16 protein-coding genes are annotated in these 17,991 nt (G+C 59.5%); 12 read left to right on the plus strand and 4 right to left on the minus strand.

The window, feature by feature from the left end; all coding sequences use genetic code 11:
- The first annotated feature begins 20 nt into the window (after positions 1–20).
- From uxuA to FJ428_RS19955, 7 genes are all read left to right on the plus strand, one after another.
- On the plus strand, positions 21–1,205 hold the full coding sequence (gene uxuA, locus FJ428_RS19925; RefSeq protein ID WP_140525307.1) for a mannonate dehydratase: 1,185 nt from the start codon (positions 21–23) through the stop codon (positions 1,203–1,205).
- Positions 1,206–1,416: 211 nt separating this feature from the next.
- Positions 1,417–2,469, plus strand: a complete 1,053-nt coding sequence (locus tag FJ428_RS19930) for a LacI family DNA-binding transcriptional regulator (protein WP_224519138.1) — start codon at positions 1,417–1,419, stop codon at positions 2,467–2,469.
- Between the two features lie 2 nt (positions 2,470–2,471).
- Positions 2,472–3,233 (plus strand): glucosamine-6-phosphate deaminase, encoded by a 762-nt coding sequence (locus FJ428_RS19935; RefSeq protein WP_140525309.1) that lies wholly within the window; start codon positions 2,472–2,474, stop codon positions 3,231–3,233.
- Positions 3,234–3,267: 34 nt separating this feature from the next.
- Positions 3,268–4,455 carry an extracellular solute-binding protein gene (locus FJ428_RS19940; RefSeq protein ID WP_140525310.1) on the plus strand — a complete coding sequence of 396 codons (1,188 nt, stop codon included), beginning with the start codon at positions 3,268–3,270 and terminating at the stop codon, positions 4,453–4,455.
- Between the two features lie 446 nt (positions 4,456–4,901).
- Positions 4,902–5,987 carry a type III polyketide synthase gene (locus tag FJ428_RS19945; RefSeq protein ID WP_140513489.1) on the plus strand — a complete coding sequence of 362 codons (1,086 nt, stop codon included), beginning with the start codon at positions 4,902–4,904 and terminating at the stop codon, positions 5,985–5,987.
- Entirely contained in the window at positions 5,988–6,710 is a 723-nt protein-coding gene (locus FJ428_RS19950) for a class I SAM-dependent methyltransferase (RefSeq protein ID WP_140525311.1), read from the plus strand.
- A complete protein-coding gene (locus FJ428_RS19955) occupies positions 6,707–7,891 on the plus strand; it encodes an FAD-dependent monooxygenase (RefSeq protein ID WP_140561295.1) in 1,185 nt (394 codons plus the stop codon). The genes FJ428_RS19950 and FJ428_RS19955 overlap by 4 nt, the downstream gene beginning before the upstream one ends.
- Before the next feature lie 134 nt (positions 7,892–8,025).
- Here the strand turns inward: FJ428_RS19955 and FJ428_RS19960 are convergent, their stop codons facing one another.
- The 4 genes from FJ428_RS19960 to FJ428_RS19975 form a co-directional block, all read right to left on the minus strand.
- A complete protein-coding gene (locus tag FJ428_RS19960; protein ID WP_140498458.1) occupies positions 8,026–8,331 on the minus strand; it encodes a hypothetical protein in 306 nt (101 codons plus the stop codon).
- A gap of 177 nt (positions 8,332–8,508) precedes the next feature.
- Entirely contained in the window at positions 8,509–9,009 is a 501-nt protein-coding gene (locus FJ428_RS19965) for a metallophosphoesterase family protein (protein WP_140498549.1), read from the minus strand.
- 79 nt (positions 9,010–9,088) lie between these two features.
- Positions 9,089–9,418, minus strand: a complete 330-nt coding sequence (locus FJ428_RS19970) for a DUF768 domain-containing protein (RefSeq protein ID WP_140498457.1) — start codon at positions 9,416–9,418, stop codon at positions 9,089–9,091.
- Between the two features lie 757 nt (positions 9,419–10,175).
- Entirely contained in the window at positions 10,176–12,182 is a 2,007-nt protein-coding gene (locus tag FJ428_RS19975) for a DUF4838 domain-containing protein (protein WP_140498456.1), read from the minus strand.
- Between the two features lie 687 nt (positions 12,183–12,869).
- Here FJ428_RS19975 and FJ428_RS19980 point away from each other — a divergent pair.
- From FJ428_RS19980 to FJ428_RS20000, 5 genes are all read left to right on the plus strand, one after another.
- Positions 12,870–13,064, plus strand: coding sequence for a hypothetical protein (locus FJ428_RS19980; protein ID WP_140498455.1), 195 nt, complete (start codon positions 12,870–12,872; stop codon positions 13,062–13,064).
- A 485-nt stretch (positions 13,065–13,549) separates the two neighbouring features.
- Complete coding sequence (locus FJ428_RS19985; RefSeq protein ID WP_318012505.1) at positions 13,550–14,029, plus strand: MucR family transcriptional regulator; 480 nt, start codon at positions 13,550–13,552, stop codon at positions 14,027–14,029.
- Between the two features lie 207 nt (positions 14,030–14,236).
- On the plus strand, positions 14,237–15,823 hold the full coding sequence (locus FJ428_RS19990) for a GMC family oxidoreductase (protein WP_181167350.1): 1,587 nt from the start codon (positions 14,237–14,239) through the stop codon (positions 15,821–15,823).
- A gap of 440 nt (positions 15,824–16,263) precedes the next feature.
- Positions 16,264–17,043: a response regulator transcription factor gene (locus FJ428_RS19995; protein ID WP_140498453.1), complete on the plus strand. Its 780-nt coding sequence runs from the start codon at positions 16,264–16,266 to the stop codon at positions 17,041–17,043.
- Positions 17,044–17,174: 131 nt separating this feature from the next.
- Positions 17,175–17,936: a Crp/Fnr family transcriptional regulator gene (locus tag FJ428_RS20000; RefSeq protein WP_140498452.1), complete on the plus strand. Its 762-nt coding sequence runs from the start codon at positions 17,175–17,177 to the stop codon at positions 17,934–17,936.
- The last annotated feature ends 55 nt before the right edge of the window (positions 17,937–17,991 follow it).

Genomic DNA, 17,991 nt, shown 5'->3' on the forward strand with positions numbered 1-17,991 from the left:
AATAGTTGGAGAAATGACGAATGCGCGAGGCATGGAGATGGTTTGGGCCGGACGCGGGGGTTCCGCTCGATGCGGTGCGTCAGGCCGGCGCCACCGATATCGTATCGGCGTTGCACGAAGTCCCGATCGGGCGTGCCTGGACGAAGGCGGAGGTGGCGACGCGCAAGGCGACGATCGAGGATACGCCGTCCGACCGCTCGCCGCTTGTCTGGTCGGTCGTTGAAAGCATACCGGTCCCCGACGCTGTCAAGCGTCACGGGGGCGAGGCGAAAGTCGAGATCGAGGCCTGGATCGCCAGCATGGAAGCGGTTGCGGCCAACGGCATCCATATCATCTGTTTCAATTTCATGCCCCTGGTGGACTGGACCCGCACCGATCTCGATTACGAACTGCCAAGCGGCGCGACCGCGATGCGTTTCGACCAGGACCGGTTCGCAGCCTTCGACCTGCACATCCTGCAGCGCAGGGGAGCCGAAGCCGATTATTCGAACGAGGACCGCGAGCGGGCGAAAGCTGTTTTCGAGGCGATGAGCGAAGAGGAGGCCGCGACCCTCGTCGCCAACATCGCCAGTGCGCTGCCGGGCTCGACCACGGAGCCGTTGACGGTCCCGCAATTTCGCGACCGGCTGGAGCGTTATGCGGGCATCGATGCCGCCCGGCTGCGCCACCATCTCACCGAATTCCTGGCGGCGATCGCGCCCGCCGCAGAGAGCAGCGGCGTCCGGCTTGCGCTGCATCCGGACGATCCGCCCCGCTCGCTCTTTGGTCTGCCGCGGGTGGCCTCGACCGCCGCCGACTACAACGCGCTCTTCGAGGCAGTTCCGTCGCCGGCCGTCGGCATGTGCTTTTGCACCGGAAGCCTTGGCGTGCGCGCCGACAACGATCTTCCGGCGATGGCGAAGCACTTCGCGTCGCGCATCCCCTTCGCACATTTGCGGGCGACCAAGCGCGAAGGCGATGGCCGCACCTTCCATGAAGCGGCGCATCTGGACGGCGACGTGGACATGGTTGCGGTACTGCGCGAATTGTTGGCCGAAGACGGCAAACGGGAACCGCACGACACCATCGTCTTCCGCTCCGACCACGGCCACCGCATGCTGGATGATCTCACAAAAACGGTGAATCCGGGCTATCCGGCGATAGGTCGCCTGCGCGGTCTGGCGGAACTGCGCGGCGTGATCCACGCGCTCCAGTCGAAGGGTTGACGGCGCGGCAATGCCTACCGTGATCGGCGCGGCTTCGGTCCGCCTGCGCCGATCCTGACCTATGTCTGACGTCGATCGGCATTAGGTCGGTTTCCGCCTGTGGAGGAGTGCCTCGGGGGACAGCCCGACTATCCGACCTGTTCTAGGCCAATCAATCCTTGACACGACTTCGTGCAAGCGCTTTCATGCAAGCGCTTGCATGGGGACGCGCATGCCTGACCGAAGGCGGAACAATTCATCTTCAACACCGACGCTGAGCGAGGTGGCGGACGCCGCCAACGTCTCTTCGGCTACCGTTTCGCGTGCTTTCAGCCGGCCGGAACTTCTCAGTCGCGAGACGGTCGCGCGGGTTCACTCGGTCGCCGCGCGGCTCGGCTATGTCCCCAATCATGCCGCGCGCGCACTAAGCACCGGCCGGATGGGCAACATCGCGCTAATCGTGCCCGATATCACCAACCCGTTCTTCGCGGCGATGATGCGTGGGGGGCAGGCGACGGCCCGCGAATGTGGCTATGCGACGTTTATCGGCGATTCTGACGAGACGCCGGAAGTGGAAGACATTCTCCTGACCAAGCTGTCAGCGCAGGTAGAAGGTTTCATCATCGCCTCTTCGCGCCTGCACACGAAACAGATCCTTGAACATGCGCGGAGGCGGCCTTGCGTCCTCGTCAACCGCGACATTCCCGGCATGGTACGGCTTCTGGTCGATAGCGGGCCAAGCTATGGGCAGGCGCTGGAGCATCTGGTTTCGCTGGGCCATAGATCGATCGCCTATGTTGCCGGGCCGGCATTCTCCTGGTCGAACAGCCAGCGCTACGGCACCGTGACCAGGAGGGCCGCCGAGCTTGGGGTTGAGATCGTACGGGTTCCGACCTCGCGGCCAAGCTTCGAGGCCGGCCAGGCCTGCGTCGATGAACTCGTCCTGACGGGCGCGACCGCCGTACTCGCATTCGACGATGTCATGGCGCAAGGCATCATGGCCGGGCTTGCCGCGCGCGGCCTGTCGGTGCCGGGCGACTACAGCGTGATCGGCTGCGACGGCATACTGGCGCCGACCCTTTTCCCGCCCCTGACGTCCATCGCAACCCATTGCGCGGAGGCCGGCAGGCAGGCGGTCGAGCTTCTCGTCGCTATGCTGCAAGGCAAGCCGCTCGCGCACAAGCGCATCAATCTCGTCACCGAATTCGTCATCAGGGCGACAACCCAGGCCCCGTGCTCGCAGCGAGAAACGGCGGGGCTCGATCGACTTACAACCACGGAGTGATCATGCGAATTTACGTGAAACCGGACAAAAAGCTGCTGGGCGCCGCTGCCGCTGAACTGGGGGCGCAGTCGATCCGCGCCGCGATCGAGGCGCGCGGGGCGGCCAATATCGTCGTCGCCACCGGAGCCAGCCAGTTCGAGGTACTTGCCGCGCTGGTGAAGCGGGATGACATCGACTGGTCGCGCGTCACCGGCTTTCACCTCGATGAATATGTCGCCATGCCGGATACGCATCCGGCCAGTTTTCGGCGCTATCTCAAGGAGCGCTTCACCGCGTTGCTGCCGTCGCTCGGGGCCTTTCATTTCATCGACGGGGACGTGCCGGATCCAGGTGCCGAGGTGGCGCGCATCAATGCGTTGATTGAGCGTCACCCCATCGATGTGACATTCGCGGGCATTGGCGAGAACGGCCACCTCGCCTTCAACGATCCGCCCGCGGACTTCGAGACGACCGCACCGTTCCACCTGGTAACGCTGGACGACCGCTGCCGCCGCCAGCAGTTCGGCGAAGGCTGGTTTCCGACGCTGGAAGACGTTCCGCACAGGGCGATCTCCATGACCGTCAACCAGATCATGAAAAGCGGTCTGATCGTGCTGGCGGTGCCGGACCGCCGCAAGGCCGAGGCGGTGCGCGATACGGTCGAAGCGCCGATCTCGCCGATGGTGCCGGCCGGTATCTTGCGCAGGCATGCCGACTGCCACCTGTTTCTCGATCCGCAATCGGCTGCTCTGCTTCGCGAAGTGCCGGACACCGTGGGCGAATAACCGTCCACGCAACCTAGAAAGGGAGGAGACACCAATGACAACCCGACGCAATGCCCTTCTAACGATCCTGGGTGCTGGCGTTGCCGCGGCGGCAAGGCCGGTTTTCGTGCTTGCCAAGGAGTTCCCGAAGCCGAAGGAACCGCTGGTCATCAATGTGGTCGACGTTGCCGGCGACCTGCAACTCAGCCAGCGGGCGCTTGAAAAGTTCGCCGAGACCCATCCGGAACTGATTTCGAAGTTCGTTTACACGCAGGCGCCCGCGCCCGAACTTGCCGCCAAGCTCAAGGCCCAGCAGGCGGCAGGCCGGTTGGACATCGATTTCGTGCTCACCGGTAACGACGCCCTTGCCGCGGGCATCGACCAGGGATTGTGGACCCAGATCCTGCCCGACTACGCCGATATGTTCCCCAAGCTCGACGAGCGCTACCTACCGGGCGCCTATGCCATGCAGCAGATGGCGAAGGGCCAAGCCTTCGTCGATAGCTGGTATCCGTCAGGCCCGCTCCTGGAATATGCGCCGGATCGGGTCAAGGACCTTCCTGGGACCGCTGAAGAGTTGCTTGCCTGGTGCAAGGCGCATCCGGGAAAGTTCATGTATGCGCGCCCGGCGAATTCCGGCCCCGGCCGAACCTTCGTCATGGGCCTTCCCTACCTGCTCGGCGACAAGGATCCGCTGGATCCTATCGACGGCTGGGAGAAGACCTGGGCCTATCTCAAGGAACTGAACGACTGCATCGACTATTATCCCTCCGGCACGACCGTCACCATGAAGGAACTGGGTGACGGCACGCGCGACATCATCGCCACGACCACCGGATGGGACATCAATCCGCGCTATCTCGGCATCGTTCCCGAAGACTACAAGATTGCGACCCTGAAGGGCTTCCACTGGGTCAGCGACGCCAACTATGTGGCTATCCCAAAGGGCGTTTCCGACGAAAAGCTCGGCGTTCTCCTGCAACTGATCGCCTTCATCCTTGAGCCCGAGCAGCAGGCATTCATGTACGATCACGGCTACATGTACCCCGGCCCGTCGATCAGGGACGTGCCGATAGAGATGGCGCCGCAGGACAGCCAGGACACGATCAAGCGTTTCGGCCGGCCCGAATATGCCGCGATGATCGCCGACAACCCGATCGAACCGCCGCTCGACGCCAAACCGCTGGTTGCCATGTTCGAGAAGTGGGACAAGGAGATCGGCGGGGCCAAAAACGCCAAATAGGGTATCTCCGCGCACGGCCATTCGACAGCGGTTTGTCCCCGCTGCCATGATAGCTAAGCCGCCTTGACGATCCCTGGTGGTCCGGGGAACCCGCCGGTCCGACCGAGATCGCGGTCGACTGGCCAAGGCCTTGGCCGGTCAAGGAATGGATGACTCGTCTGGCTATATGGCGGCCGCGGTGCCATCCATCCTGATGCGAATGCGGCATCCGTTGCGTACGGTGCCACATTCGACGCTCGCCCGCCTGCGCCGCCGAGGATGCCTCCAATTGCGCTTGGTGCCGCCATTGGCCGGCACCTTGGAAATCGTCGAGGACGAGGGAAGCTTTCATCTGTCCCGAACGTTTATGAGGGTGTTTACCACCTCTCAGGGGCTGGTCCCGACCCGGTCGGGTTCGTAGTCACCGCCCGCGGTACACCAGCCTAAAGCTGTAGGCCGAGGAAAAGATGCCCGCTCAAGCTTTCATCAACCGGATTGCGGCAGCCGTTCCGGAGAATGGCGTTCACCGCTTCTTTCTTCAATTTGCCGGTTCCCAGTTGACGGCAAATCCCCGTCGCCGGGCGATCTTTGATCGCATGGCGGACAGATGCGGAATAGAGCATCGTTATTCGTGCTTTGCGCCCGCCGATGATCCTGAAGGCCCAAGTGTCGATTTGGAGGGTGTTTTCAAACGCGGCGCGTTTCCAGGCACGGCAAAGCGCATGGAGATGTTCGCGGCCACAGCGCCCGCTCTGGCTGAACAGGCCGTGGAGAAGCTCCTTCATGGTCAGGACAGGAGCCGTATCACACATTTGATCGTCACCACCTGCACGGGGTTTTCCGCCCCCGGCCTGGATCTGGAAATAATTGCCCGGTGCAACCTGCCGACCTCCATCGAGCGCACAATCCTCGGCTTCATGGGTTGCTATGCAGCGATCAACGCACTCAAGCAGGCACGACACATCATCCGGTCGGAACCCGAGGCCCGGGTTCTGGTGGTCAGCATCGAACTCTGTACGCTTCACCTCAAGGAGACCTCCGACCTTGAAAAGCTGCTCTCGTTCTGCCTGTGGGGCGATGGCTGCTCGGCTGCGTCGGTAAGCGCCAGTCCTTTTGGCATAGGACTGGATAGTTTTCACGCGCTCGTCGATGGCGGCAGCCGCGACCTCATGACCTGGAACATACATGACGACGGTTTCGACATGGTGTTGTCGGGAGAGGTTCCCGCCGCAATCCACCATGCACTCGGCACAGACATAGGCAGCATTCTGGGAAACAGGAGCGTTTCAGACGTCGACCTTTGGGCCGTCCACCCGGGCGGCCGCTCCGTTCTCGACGCAGTGGAGCGCGCGCTGAATCTCCGTTCCGACGCGTTGTCGACCTCCCGCGAGGTCCTTCGTGAAAACGGAAACATGTCCTCTGCTACCGTCATGTTCGTACTCGAGCGAATGCTGCGCGAGGCCACAAAGGAAGACCGTGTGGGTTGTGCCATGGCATTCGGACCTGGCCTGACGACCGAGACGATGATGTTCCACACAGCCGGCGATACCTGAATGGCCAATGATCTCGACCATCGTCGGATCGAGCGGGAACTGCTCGACAATTTGCCTCCCGACGATCCAAGGGCCGTCGGTTCGCGGCGTGATCTCGCCTGGATAAACGCACTGATGTTTCAGAGCGCGATCATGGCCAGCCTGTTGAAGGCAAGCGTGCGCAAAAGCCCGACCAGATTTTTGGAAATTGGTTCCGGCGATGGAGCATTCATGCTTTCCGTCGCAAAGCGCCTCGCCCGGCGCTGGACAGATGTCGACCTGGTCATGCTTGACCAGTTCAACCTCATTTCAGACAGGCGGTTCGCTGATTTCTACGCACTTGGTTGGCGGGTCGAAACCATCATCGATGATGTCTTCGAATGGATCCAAAGCCCCCGAGCCGGCGCCTTCGATGTGGTATCGGCCAACTTGTTTCTGCACCATTTTCCGGACGCAGCCCTGAAACGCCTGTTTTTGGCGCTTCGCCCTCTGGCGCCAGTGTTTCTCGCCACCGAGCCGAGCCGAAACGCCATTGCCTTAAGAGCCTGCTCGCTTCTGCATATCATTGGCGCGAACGAGGTGACTTTGCACGATGCGCCGGCAAGCGTCCGCGCCGGTTTTGCGGGTCATGAGCTTTCCAGCCTATGGCCCCCGGATTTCAGGCGCCAGTGTGCAGAACGCAGAATTGGACCGTTTACCCATGCCTTCCTTGCCGTCGACCGCGCTTCGGAAGGTTTGCCATGATGTACGACGCCATCGTCATAGGCGCCGGGCCAAGTGGTTCTTCGGTGGCCCTGGCTTTGAGCGGCCAGGGGCGCGCCGTTGCTATCGTCGAGCGAAGTGAATTCCCGCGCCGCAAAGTTTGCGGGGAATTCATGTCCGCGGTCAATCTGGATCTATTGGATAGATTGGGCGGAGGCGCCGCGGTTCGCGCCAAAGCCGGTCCGGAGGTCAAGCGGGTTGCACTTTTTGCATCGGGTCCCGGCACGGATGCGGGCATGCCGCGGGCCGCGGGAGATGCATTTGGACGCGCGCTCGGGCGCGACGTTCTGGATGGCATGCTTTTGGATGCGGCTCGCGATGCCGGAGCCGACGTGTTCCAGCCTTGGCGGGCGGCGGAGATCACCACCGATGGTGACAACGCTATGGTTCGGATCGAAAGCAAGCACGATCAGGGAGTTCTCGTTGCGCCGGTCGTTATTGCCGCGCATGGCTCGTGGGAACAAGGAAGGCTTCCGACGAACCTGCCGAAAACCAACGCGCCGCACGATCTTTTCGGATTCAAGGCTCATTTCACCGGCGCTGAGCTCGACCGCGACCTCATGCCCCTGCTGGCATTTCCGGGCGGCTATGGCGGCATGGTCTGGGCCGACCGGAACAGGATGTCGCTGTCGTGCTGCATACGCCGCGACGCCTTGATCAGGCTACGCAAAAAAGGCAACGCCTCGTCGGCAGCCCAAGCTGTTCATGCGCATATCCTTGCTTCGTGTCCCCGTGTCGCCTCCACGATCGTGAATGCCACGCTCGATGGCGAATGGCTCGCCGCAGGTCCCATACGGCCTGGCATACGCCCATGTTTTGCCAACGACATATTTCGGGTGGGCAACCTCGCCGGTGAGTCCCATCCCATCATCGCTGAAGGCATCTCGATGGCCTTGCAGTCAGGCTGGTTGTTGGCCAATGAACTGGCTAGGTTCGCCCGTTGGGACCGAGCGGCAAGGATTGCTGTTGGACGCCGCTATTCGAAGGGCTGGAACAGCCAATTTGCAACCCGCATTCGCGTGGCTGCCTTGTTGGCGCGCCTTGCCTCCCATCCCATGTCCGCTGCCGCGATGAACACGTTCGTCAGCGGTTTCCCGAACAGCCTGACGCTGGGAGCCAGATTGACCGGCAAGACGAAACCGCTGCCGATCGCGTGCGACTGAGAGGCTCAAGACTTTGTGCTCCAAGACGCTATAGCGGTCATGCACTCCGTCTTTCGATAGCCCCAGCCTTGCGATTCGACATGATGTCTCAGGCCCGGTCATCGCCGGGCCTGAGCTGAATTCTGCTGGCGGAACTATTTGTTGCAATTTTGGGACGGCGAGGTGGCAGTGCCGCTGGCGGTATTGGTGTCGACGTCATTGCCCGCAGTGTCCTTGCAACGGTCATTCATGCCGTTTGGTGTTGTCGTGGTCGAGTTCGTCGCATTCGGATCAGTTGTGACGGTCCCCGTGGTGCTGCCGGAGCCGTTGACGCTCGTGCCGCTGTTGTTCATGCCGCCGCCTGCGGTACCGCCGGCATTGCCCGAGCCGCTCGTTTGGGCCAGGGCGGATGTGGCGAGCGCTAAGGACAGGGCGGATGCGACCAAGATCGTTTTCATCATAAGTGCCTCCATTGGTTAAATCGCTTGTTGCGATCACTTTCCCAACGGAGCGCCGTCCTTGTTGTTCCTGTAACGGAAAATCGTGATCGATCTTCATTCTTGTCCGGCTTTGATGCTGAGCGAAGCACATCCAGAACTGTATAAAGGACGACTGCGGTCAGTGGCGACGGGCCACGCTCAGCCTGATCGACGGTTGTGCTTGCTGAGCAGGATCGGCAGGGAAACCGGCCGGAAATTCCACACGTCAACGCCGACATCACGCTGGCGAGTAAGCGGCTTCAGCTTGCCATGCGAATGGCCGTGCAAATTCACCGATCCCTTGCCCATCTGATTCCAGGTCCGAAACGGATAATGGCACAGGACGAGGAGGGTACCGTCCACCACCAGTTCCGCATAGTGCTGGATGCTGGCCCAGCCAGATGCGAGCGTTGCATCGCTTCCGTCATTGTTGCCGATGATCAGGTGCTTGCGCCCATTGAGCTGCGACAGGATGTTTTCGATGCCGGCCTTCGGGCGGGCAAAATCACCCAGATGCCAGATCTCGTCGTCCGAGCCGACGGTCTCGTTCCAGAGGCTCATCAGCGCCGCGTCATGCGTTGCCAGCGAGCCGAACGGCCGCCGATCAATTCGCAGGATGCGTGGATCGTTGAAATGAGTATCGCTCGTGAAGAAGATCATCCTGCGCGCGACTTCCCTCGCTGATCGACCCAGCCCGATACGCCGGACTAACGATCCGGTATTCGGCTGTACGCGCTCGTCAGCTTCCTTCCTTACGGCCGTCACCGGCGGCAGACGCTGAGTGTTCAGGCTCCGCAGCCTCAAGACCTTCGATAATCGGCGTAAGCGAGCCATCTTCCTCCGGAACTGGTTGCCGGCCGTTGGCTGCGTTCGCCTTGTCGAGGGCCTGCTGGATGGCGTCCTCTATGTTGCCGATATCTTCTTCGCGAACCTCGCGCCCGTATCCTGCGGCGTCCGCATCCTGCTCGAATTGCTGGGCCAACACCGCGACGCTGACTTGCGTGTCGGTCGCCAGGTTTCCGACATTCTCCTGCAGCCAGGTTCGAAAGAACTCGATCGTCGCGCTCATATTGCCTCCTGAACCGGACAACTGCTGCTGAGAGCGGTTGTTCCATGTTCCTGGCTACACTTTGCGGACTCTTGTGACGTTGACCTTGGGTACCGGGGATCCGATGAACGCGCCGGTTGAGCATGGCCATTGCCGCTGCCATCGGTGCCGCGGCCCTTGCCGTCGGCAACACACGGTATCCGAACGGAGTAGCCCCAAACTGTCAGCTTACAATTTGCAGTCATAGGTTACAGACTTCCCGTGTTCTATAAAGGGAGGTGGGAAGTACCTGGGCCTAACAATACTCTAGGGCGCGGTTGAAGGTTCGCCTTCGAATCGCGAAATGCCCAGGTGGTTCACAGCTCCCAAAACAATGGGAGGTGTCAGCCAAACAGGATGAAAATCGGGTTTCGGACCCTAGTCCCCTCGGTCCGATCCACCGGTTCAAGGGCAACGTAACACAGCTCAAAGCCGACAGGAAAAATGCAGTCCGGCAAGTCTCGGCCTCACATCGGGAAACCAGAGCCAGGCACCGACTTCCGCGCAGCACGACGTGTCCTCTCCGGCGATTGAGGAAAAATTGCGAGGTGATTGTCGTGTCTGTCGCCTGTCTTGACGCAGTCCCCCCGTTCATGGACAGAAGCGCTCCCGCAACTGCACCGAGCACAGTCGGCAGTGCCTGGCACAACGCCGACCACCTCTCCCTAGCTGGCCAGGGCGCGATATCGCGCGGCTTGGCCAGCTAGCTTCCCGCAAATCTTCTTTCAAAATAGATGGATCATTCCGGATCAAGGTCCGGAGATTGAATCGCAAAGCCCGGCAGGATCCAACTCTGGCTCTCCACCCACGCGCAGTGATTCATGTTGGATATCCACATATGCTCATATGATCGCCGAAATTGCAGCAACGCTTCCAGTTCCGGCTTTCCGCGCTCATAGGCGGATTGCGGATCGCCGAGCGTGAGCTTGCTGGCCGCTCGCGAGCACAGCTTCGCATGCTGCAATCCCAGCTCAAGAAACTTCACCCGCATCGAGGCTTCCGGATCTTGGATTGCGGAGGCTGCCGCCCTGTCAAGCAAGGCTTCCGCCGGCGCGAAACTCTCCTCTGGATAGACAGCGTGCGCCGCCTTCGCCCAGCTTCGCCAACGAGATGCTCCAAGAGCCTCGAACCCCTCCCGCAGCTGGGCGCGAGCGTTCGAAGTATACGCCTGCCAATAATCAAAATAGCTTTTGACGTCGTCGGCCGCAGGTCCGAAGGCTGAATAATATTCCGACAACAATGACTCCACGGCAGTCTCAGGATGTGTCTGCAGGCGCATCAACAAATAGAGATTTGGACCTTGCGTCGCCCAATGGCCTGTCAGCGAGTCAAAATCGGTTCCGACCATCCCGTTTCGCGCCGCGTTCTGAAACTCGTCGGCGAACTGGCCGGCGAATATGTGCGGCATGCAGTAGCCATCCAGGAAATAGTTGGTGCGCATGAACACCTGGGCAGTCGTTGCCGCCCATCCGCGCCACTGGTCTTTTATCCAGTCCTGCTCTTCGCCGCTGCGTGGATAGTACCAGGCCGATGGGCAAAACCCGATCAGGATATTCGGGTTCAACTTGATTCCCGATGTCGGTGCCGCGAAGTAATTCATATAGGCGTATCCCACCACGACCGCGTTAGGGTCGTCTTTCGCGGCTATCCGCTGAATGGCTTGCCATGAACGCGCATAGCGGTCCGATACGAAAGGCTTGCTGGCGATCTTCGACTTCGACGGAATGAACTTTCGATAGTCAGGCGGCTCTGGGCCATCCAGCGCTTTGCATATTTCGCACTCGCACTGCCCCGGGATGTCGTTCTCGACCGCATTGACGAAAGTTGGCTGTCCCGCAGAGGCGCTCCGATGCTCACGCCATTGCGAGACGATCTCTTCTCGCAAGCCCGGATTGGAAATGCACATCGAGAAGCGAGCGCCCAGCCTCACCGGGCCCCGTTTGCCTCTGACCAATTGAAACCATTCGGGATGCTCGGTGCCATACCGCTGCCACCAGTCGACGAAAGCGTGACCGTAGTTCGTGGGTACTCTGCGGCCCATTCGGTGGCGACGCAGGAACGTGGCCTGGGCTTTCATATATTCTTTCGCCGCTGCTGCGGTGAAACCCATTTCGGGATGTTCTTCGCTCGTGAAGCCAGCCCCAGCGCGCACGCGACGCTGCATGAACCGGGGCGTAACGACGTAATCAAGCGCGGGGATCACCAAGGACTGTGCCTTTGGGACAAACGTTCCCAGTTCACCTGGCCATAGCCATCGGACACCGAAATAGCGATCAAGGAGCTCGTACACGCCGAAGAGGGTGCCCGCGGACGTGTTTTGGTCGAGTGCACTGCCGGGATGATCGAGGCCGGCGATGCACAGATGGTTGCCGACGGTTCGGATGATACAGGTTTCACGCGCCAATGCGCCGAATGTGATTCCGGCTGCCCGGGCGAACCGGGTGTCGCCCAGAAAAATATGGGCGGCGTTACGCAAGCCAGCCGGCGAGACATGGTTTTCAGTTGTGATGGTAGGTTGGATGCCGGTCGCTTTTTCTATGTGCCAGCCGAGTTCCGTGGCGGCGTAGTGAACAGAGCCACTCGGCTGATCCGAAATAACGAGCGTTGCCGCAGGTCTGCCGCCGGCGATAAGCGTTACGCCAGCTGAAGATTGAGTGGCCGCATTGCCAGGGTTGGTAAAGCCAAGCCAGTGTAACAGGCCCAGAACCGTTCCCTGTGCAAACGTCCTTCGCGATAACGGCCCCATGCCAAAGACCTCACTTATGCGCGCGCATCCAAGAATGTAGACCCTTTTTACGAGGACGGGCGTTCACAACAATTTGTATCAAGTAAGCTTTGCATGCTTCAGCCGTCACGTTTCCCTTGCCCGCATGCCGATCCATTGCTCGCCAGTCTGCAGTTCGGGGCCAAGGCGAAGATCAGTGTGTAAGGGTTCTCTCTGTATAGTAGGTACGTGCACACAGAGTCCTATCTCATTTAAAGGGCTCAAAGAATTAATCGAGATATCCGCGATTTTTCTCGAAAAAACTATCCATCTCCACGGGACAAGCAATGCCCTCTTTTGGAGGCTTATCATGATCGAACACATTCTTTTGACAGTCTCACTGAGTGCTTCAGTGGCTTCTTCATCTCGTCGTTTTGCCGATTCCGGACAAAGGTCGGGTCGTCCGAGGCCGGCCCGATCGGATGGCACCTGCGGATCTGGTGAAAACCGCTGGCAAGTCTGGTGGGTGCGGAGAGGACGGCAAAGGCGGCCAAATAGCTCCAGCCTGGGGATATCGCCCAATTCAATACTCCGCTGGCGTAGCCAGCGGAGGCAGTTTTCACCGCTGTGCGACCCATTTGCGCAAACCAATGGTGAAGTCCTCACGATCTGGGAACTCTCATCCGCCATGTTCGTTACTGCTCCACATTATGGAGAGATGGGGGTCGGATGGATTTTTCGAGACGCAGGGACTGGGAAGCTCTAGCCAGCGCCCTCGACATCAACATCTATCAGCGTTCAAAGACAGTGTGGATTGCGGCTGGAAAGTACCGCGGCAAAGACATTGAAGTGAAAGGCCGCTCGCCAAGCATCGCACTCGCATTGTGGAAGGAAGCTGCGGGCTATACCGGCTCGGAGTGGTAGAAAGAGCGGTTCGTCAAGCCGCGCCGCTCAGGTCCAAGCGCACATGCGCAGTGCAAGGCGCAAGCATTGTTCAAGGCTTACGGGCTTGGAGATGTCTTGCGCTGTCCGCGTGGACAATCGCGACTTTAAGCGCGCCATGAAGCTCCAGACACGACAGCCTTGAACAAGTCGAGCCGTCGCGAACAAGTCGAGCCGTCGCAGCGAGGCGGCGCTGGATATCGATTTGACGGTCGATACCGGTACGCGACATGTGCGCGCCGGCATCGGATCAGTGCGGTCTTGCCGGCTTAGCTGTGCCGCCGGTGTTGCCGGTTTCGCCGCTGCCATCACGGGATCGGGATTGCCAAGCGGTACCACTTTTGGATGGATCGGCTGCCGCCAAGGGACAATTGACACAAACGGCACCTGGGGATGGCATTGGGCCATGCAAGGAGCGGGGCATCAGGAGCATTCTCCTGTGACGGTGGGCAATCCTTCAATGAGCGATGCAGAACGTGCTCCGCGCCTCGGCCACGGAAGATAGCCTTCTTCAGGCAATGAGCGGACTCATGGACTCTGACCCCGCCGACCACATTGAGCTAACCGCTGATATTGTTTCGGCCTATGTCAGGAAAAACCGGACGTCGCCTTCCGATCTGGTTGACCTGATCCAGAATGTCGGCCGTGCCTTGCAAAAGCTTGCCGTGGGCGATCACCAGCCCGAACCGAAACCTGTTCCAGCCGTGCCGATCCGCAAGTCGGTGACCCCTGACTTCATCGTCAACCTGGAGGACGGGCGCCGCATGAAATCCTTGAAGCGGTATCTTACATCCATCGGCATGACGCCAGCGCAATATCGCCAGAAATGGGGCTTGCCGCCGGATTATCCGATTGTGGCGCCAAATTTAACTGCGTTGCGCTCGGAGGCAGCCAAGAGGATCAGGCTTGGACAACGGAATGCCAGTGGCCGAACTTCCAGAGGCTAACCGAATGGAGCACAGGGCGAGGCTCCGGCAGTCCTCGCGCCGTTGCTCGTATCGTGACATTTGTTTTCTTCGGATCACAAATTTGACGTGCCCGCCCGATGCCAGCGGGACCAACAGTCAAATGGGGCTGGGGGCAAGGCGCAAATGGCCACGCTCTCACAGGCGTGCAATTGCTGGTCCCGATCGACACCATGCCCGATCGACGCCATGATTGAAGATTGCAACGCGTTTCCGCAAGGCATGCGCCTGGAGGCGGATGTGTGCATCGTGGGAGCGGGTGCCGCCGGCCTGGCGATAGCATCACAACTAGAAGGCACGCGGCATCGCATATGCGTCATCGAAAGCGGTGGCATGACGTACGAGCACTGGCGCCAACGGCTGTCGCGCGGGCTGTCCGTGGGTCAACCTTACGAAGCTCTTGATCTTTGCCGCCTTCGTCAGTTCGGCGGGAGCACAGGCAAGGCTGGTTGGGGCGGATGGTGCAAGATGTTGGATCATGGCGATTTCGAGCATCGGCCCTGGATACCCCTGAGTGGTTGGCCCGTCGCCCATAAATCATTACTACCCCATTATGAGACCGCAGCCCGCCTGCTCGGAATCGACGACCTGCTGACCGATTGGCCGACTTCCGCGGTCATGCCTGAAAACGGGCCGCTCTTTTCGGAACGCTGCTTTCTCAGTCCCACTCCGGATCTCGGAGCAACGCTTCGCAAGAAGCTTAAGGACGCAAAAAACGTCCAGGTCGTGCTGCATGCCACGGCGCTGCGGCTCGACACCGACGACTGCGGAAGGCGGGTTCGCTTCATCGAGGTAGCGAGTACGCCGAACAAACGATTCCAGATTGCTGCGCGATTTTTCGTGCTGGCCTGCGGCGGTATCGAAAACGCGCGCCTGCTCCTTGTTTCAAACCGACAGGCGCCGAATGGCATAGGAAACCAGTATGACCTGGTTGGCCGCTATTTCATGGAGCATCCCCGGGTAAAATGGGGAAGCCTGCAAGTCAGCAAGCCCGACAACATGATAGACCTCCACGTGCCCTGGACCCGCACGACCGGATTGTCGCCTGAAAACCGCGGCACCAATGATGCATTCGGACTGGCGCTGCGGCCCGAAATACGTGCAAGCGAGCGCCTCCTCGATTCCCGCACATGGATCAAGCCTGGGCCTTGCGTCAATCACATGGATGGTTCCGAAGCTTTGCAGTATCTTGCCTTCTGGCTGCGGAGAGGCCGGCTGCATCGCGACCTTATCAAATGCGGCCGAACTATCCTGATGCATCCGGCGGGAGCAATATCGGCAGGTTTCGAACGGATCTGGCACTCACGTCGGCGTGCAAGGCATTTTCATTTTGACACGATACTGGAACAAGAACCGGATCCGGCAAGCCGCGTCACGCTCGATACAAGGCTCGACGAGTTCAGTCTGCCCCGTGTGAAGCTGCAATGGAACGTGGGGCCTCTCGTCCGACGGACGCTTGAGCGTGTCCAGGCGATCATCACTGAAGAGATGAAGCGGCTGGGGCATAGAAGCGCCATTCATCCAGGCCAGGACAAAAACCCGGCGGGGGAGCGAGACATTCCATATCACTGGGTTCGACACCACATGGGCACGACGAGGATGAGCGACGACCCGCGAACCGGCGTGGTCGATAGTTCGTGCCAGGTGCACGGCCTCGCAAATCTGTTCGTCGCCGGCAGCTCGGTCTTCCCGACCGGAGGCAACGACATGCCCACCCTCACCATTGTCGCGCTCGCTATCAGACTGGGCCAGCACTTGCGGCAAAGCCTCGAATAAGCTCGCCTCCACCTTCGCCAAAGCGGTCAATCGACGAGGAAAGGGAGCAGGCTGCGACGTCTCATGCCGCAGGTCCGCCATATGGAATATGCCGGCTCCTGAATGTAATTTTACGCTTTGCCGAGAAAGTGTGCGCGTTTTGAGCGAAGGTCTGACCAACGGCTCACATAGCCACCCCTGTTCAGCTCTTTGTCGTAACGATTCTGGATGACCGCTACTTCCGTAGCTACCCCCTATTGGTAAGCGCATGGACTTCGAAGCCAACTATAATACTGCAACCACGACTTTTTCACTTTGATTGCTTGAGGAAACCGAAATTTTGGCCGCGCTGTGCGTTTTGTCACACCACCACCTCCGGTCCACAAGCTATTACTAAAGTGTTAAGGTATGGGTTTAAAAGCGAAATCTCCGTTGGGGCGAGATTTGCGCGGGGGTGAGTCATGACAAGTTTTTTGCCTGCGAATGATCGGACGGACAAAACTGATCTTGATCAATATCCATCTATTCTCGACGTCAATCGTCTCTCACCGTCCTCGGGAGAGGGAATCGAGATTGCAATCATCGATGGCCGGCCTTTGATGTGTGACTGCTTCAGCAGAAGCCTCGAAATCATCGAGCCATCATTTCATATCCAGCATTACGCGTCGGTCGAAGCGTTCGACATGGCGGATCCCGAAGAAACGCAGAGAGTTTCGACGGTCCTGATGTGTGTGATGTGGTCGAACTCCCAGGCGGACTATCACCTTTCCCAGATAGGCCATCTGAAAGCGACCAGGCCCGAGGTAGGGGTGGTCATCCTATCGGATATCGAGAACTTTGAGGACATTCTCAAAGTGGTCGAAAACGGCGCGCGTGGCTATATTCCTACCAGCGTCAGGTTGCAGGTGGCCGCCAAGGCCATCCAGCTTGTCGCGGCGGGCGGAACTTTCGTCCCGCCCAGTGTTCTCTTTCATTCAGGACGCGCCGTCACCGACGGTCAGTCCGCGACCAAGCAGCAGCCGCACGGAGACAACACTTTTACCTCGCGTCAGATGTCTGTCATCGAGGCATTGCGTCGAGGAAAGGCGAACAAGGTCATCGCGTACGAGCTCAACATGTGTGAAAGTACGGTCAAGGTACACATTCGGAATGTCATGAAAAAACTTCGTGCGAGAAACCGTACCGAAGTCGCCTACATACTCAACACAACGCCGTATGAAGGGATTGCCATACGGAATTGAAATATGGGTGCCGCCTCACTCAACGAGTAATGGTTCTTGACGGACCGTTTTAGTAGATGTGATTTGCTTGAGTTTGGGGAGCAGCCGCAACGGAAGCGGCTGCGAACCTTTGCAAGGGGGCGCTACCCAGGATGAAACAACCGCCCGTTCGATATCCAGGCCCGCAGACTGACGGGGAGATCACCTCCGTAGCTGATGCCAACCATATGCACGGGCCGGATTTGAAAAATATCGAGCATTTCAGCAATGTTAAGTCGTCCACGCTGATCGAGATAGACCGCCGCTGTCGTTGGTTGCATCTCAATGAAGGGGACGTCCTGGTCCCGGCCGGCGAAAGTGTCGACCGGCTTTTTTTTCTGCTCGAGGGCGAGCTTCGAGCGCTCGTTTATACCCGCAATGGCAAGATTGTGTCGCTCCCCCCTGCGCATCGTGGCTCGCTTGTTAACGGAATTGCCTTGAGCGGCGACATCCAGATGCCATATTCGGTCGAAGCGGCGGGACCATGCACTATCGCTTCGATCGGCAGTCGTGCCTTTCTGGACATAGTCAAGCAGGATCCTGAAGCCCTGCATGCGGTTGTACAATTGTTGGTGGAACGTCAGCAGGTGCTTGTCGAGCACATCGTTGAGCTTTCGACGCTCAACGTTCGGTCCCGGGTGCATAAGGAGTTGCTGCGCTTATGCGCTGAAGACATCGGAGCCGACGGTTCGGCGAGGATTTCTCCTATCCCGACCCATACGGATCTGGCCCACCGCATTGGCACCCACCGCGAGGCGGTGGCACGCGAGTTGAGCTACCTGCAAAACATCGGACTCGTGCTGCGCCACGCCAAAGAGCTTTACGTGCCTGATGTATCCCGTATCGCCGATCTTGTGGCAAAGTCGGACGACTAAATCGTAGGCGATGCGTCGGGGCACCTTTCGAGAGTGGTCGGGACGTCGGTTGTGT

It is taken from the genome of Mesorhizobium sp. B2-8-1 (genome assembly GCF_006440955.1).
Classification (GTDB): Bacteria; Pseudomonadota; Alphaproteobacteria; order Rhizobiales; family Rhizobiaceae; genus Mesorhizobium.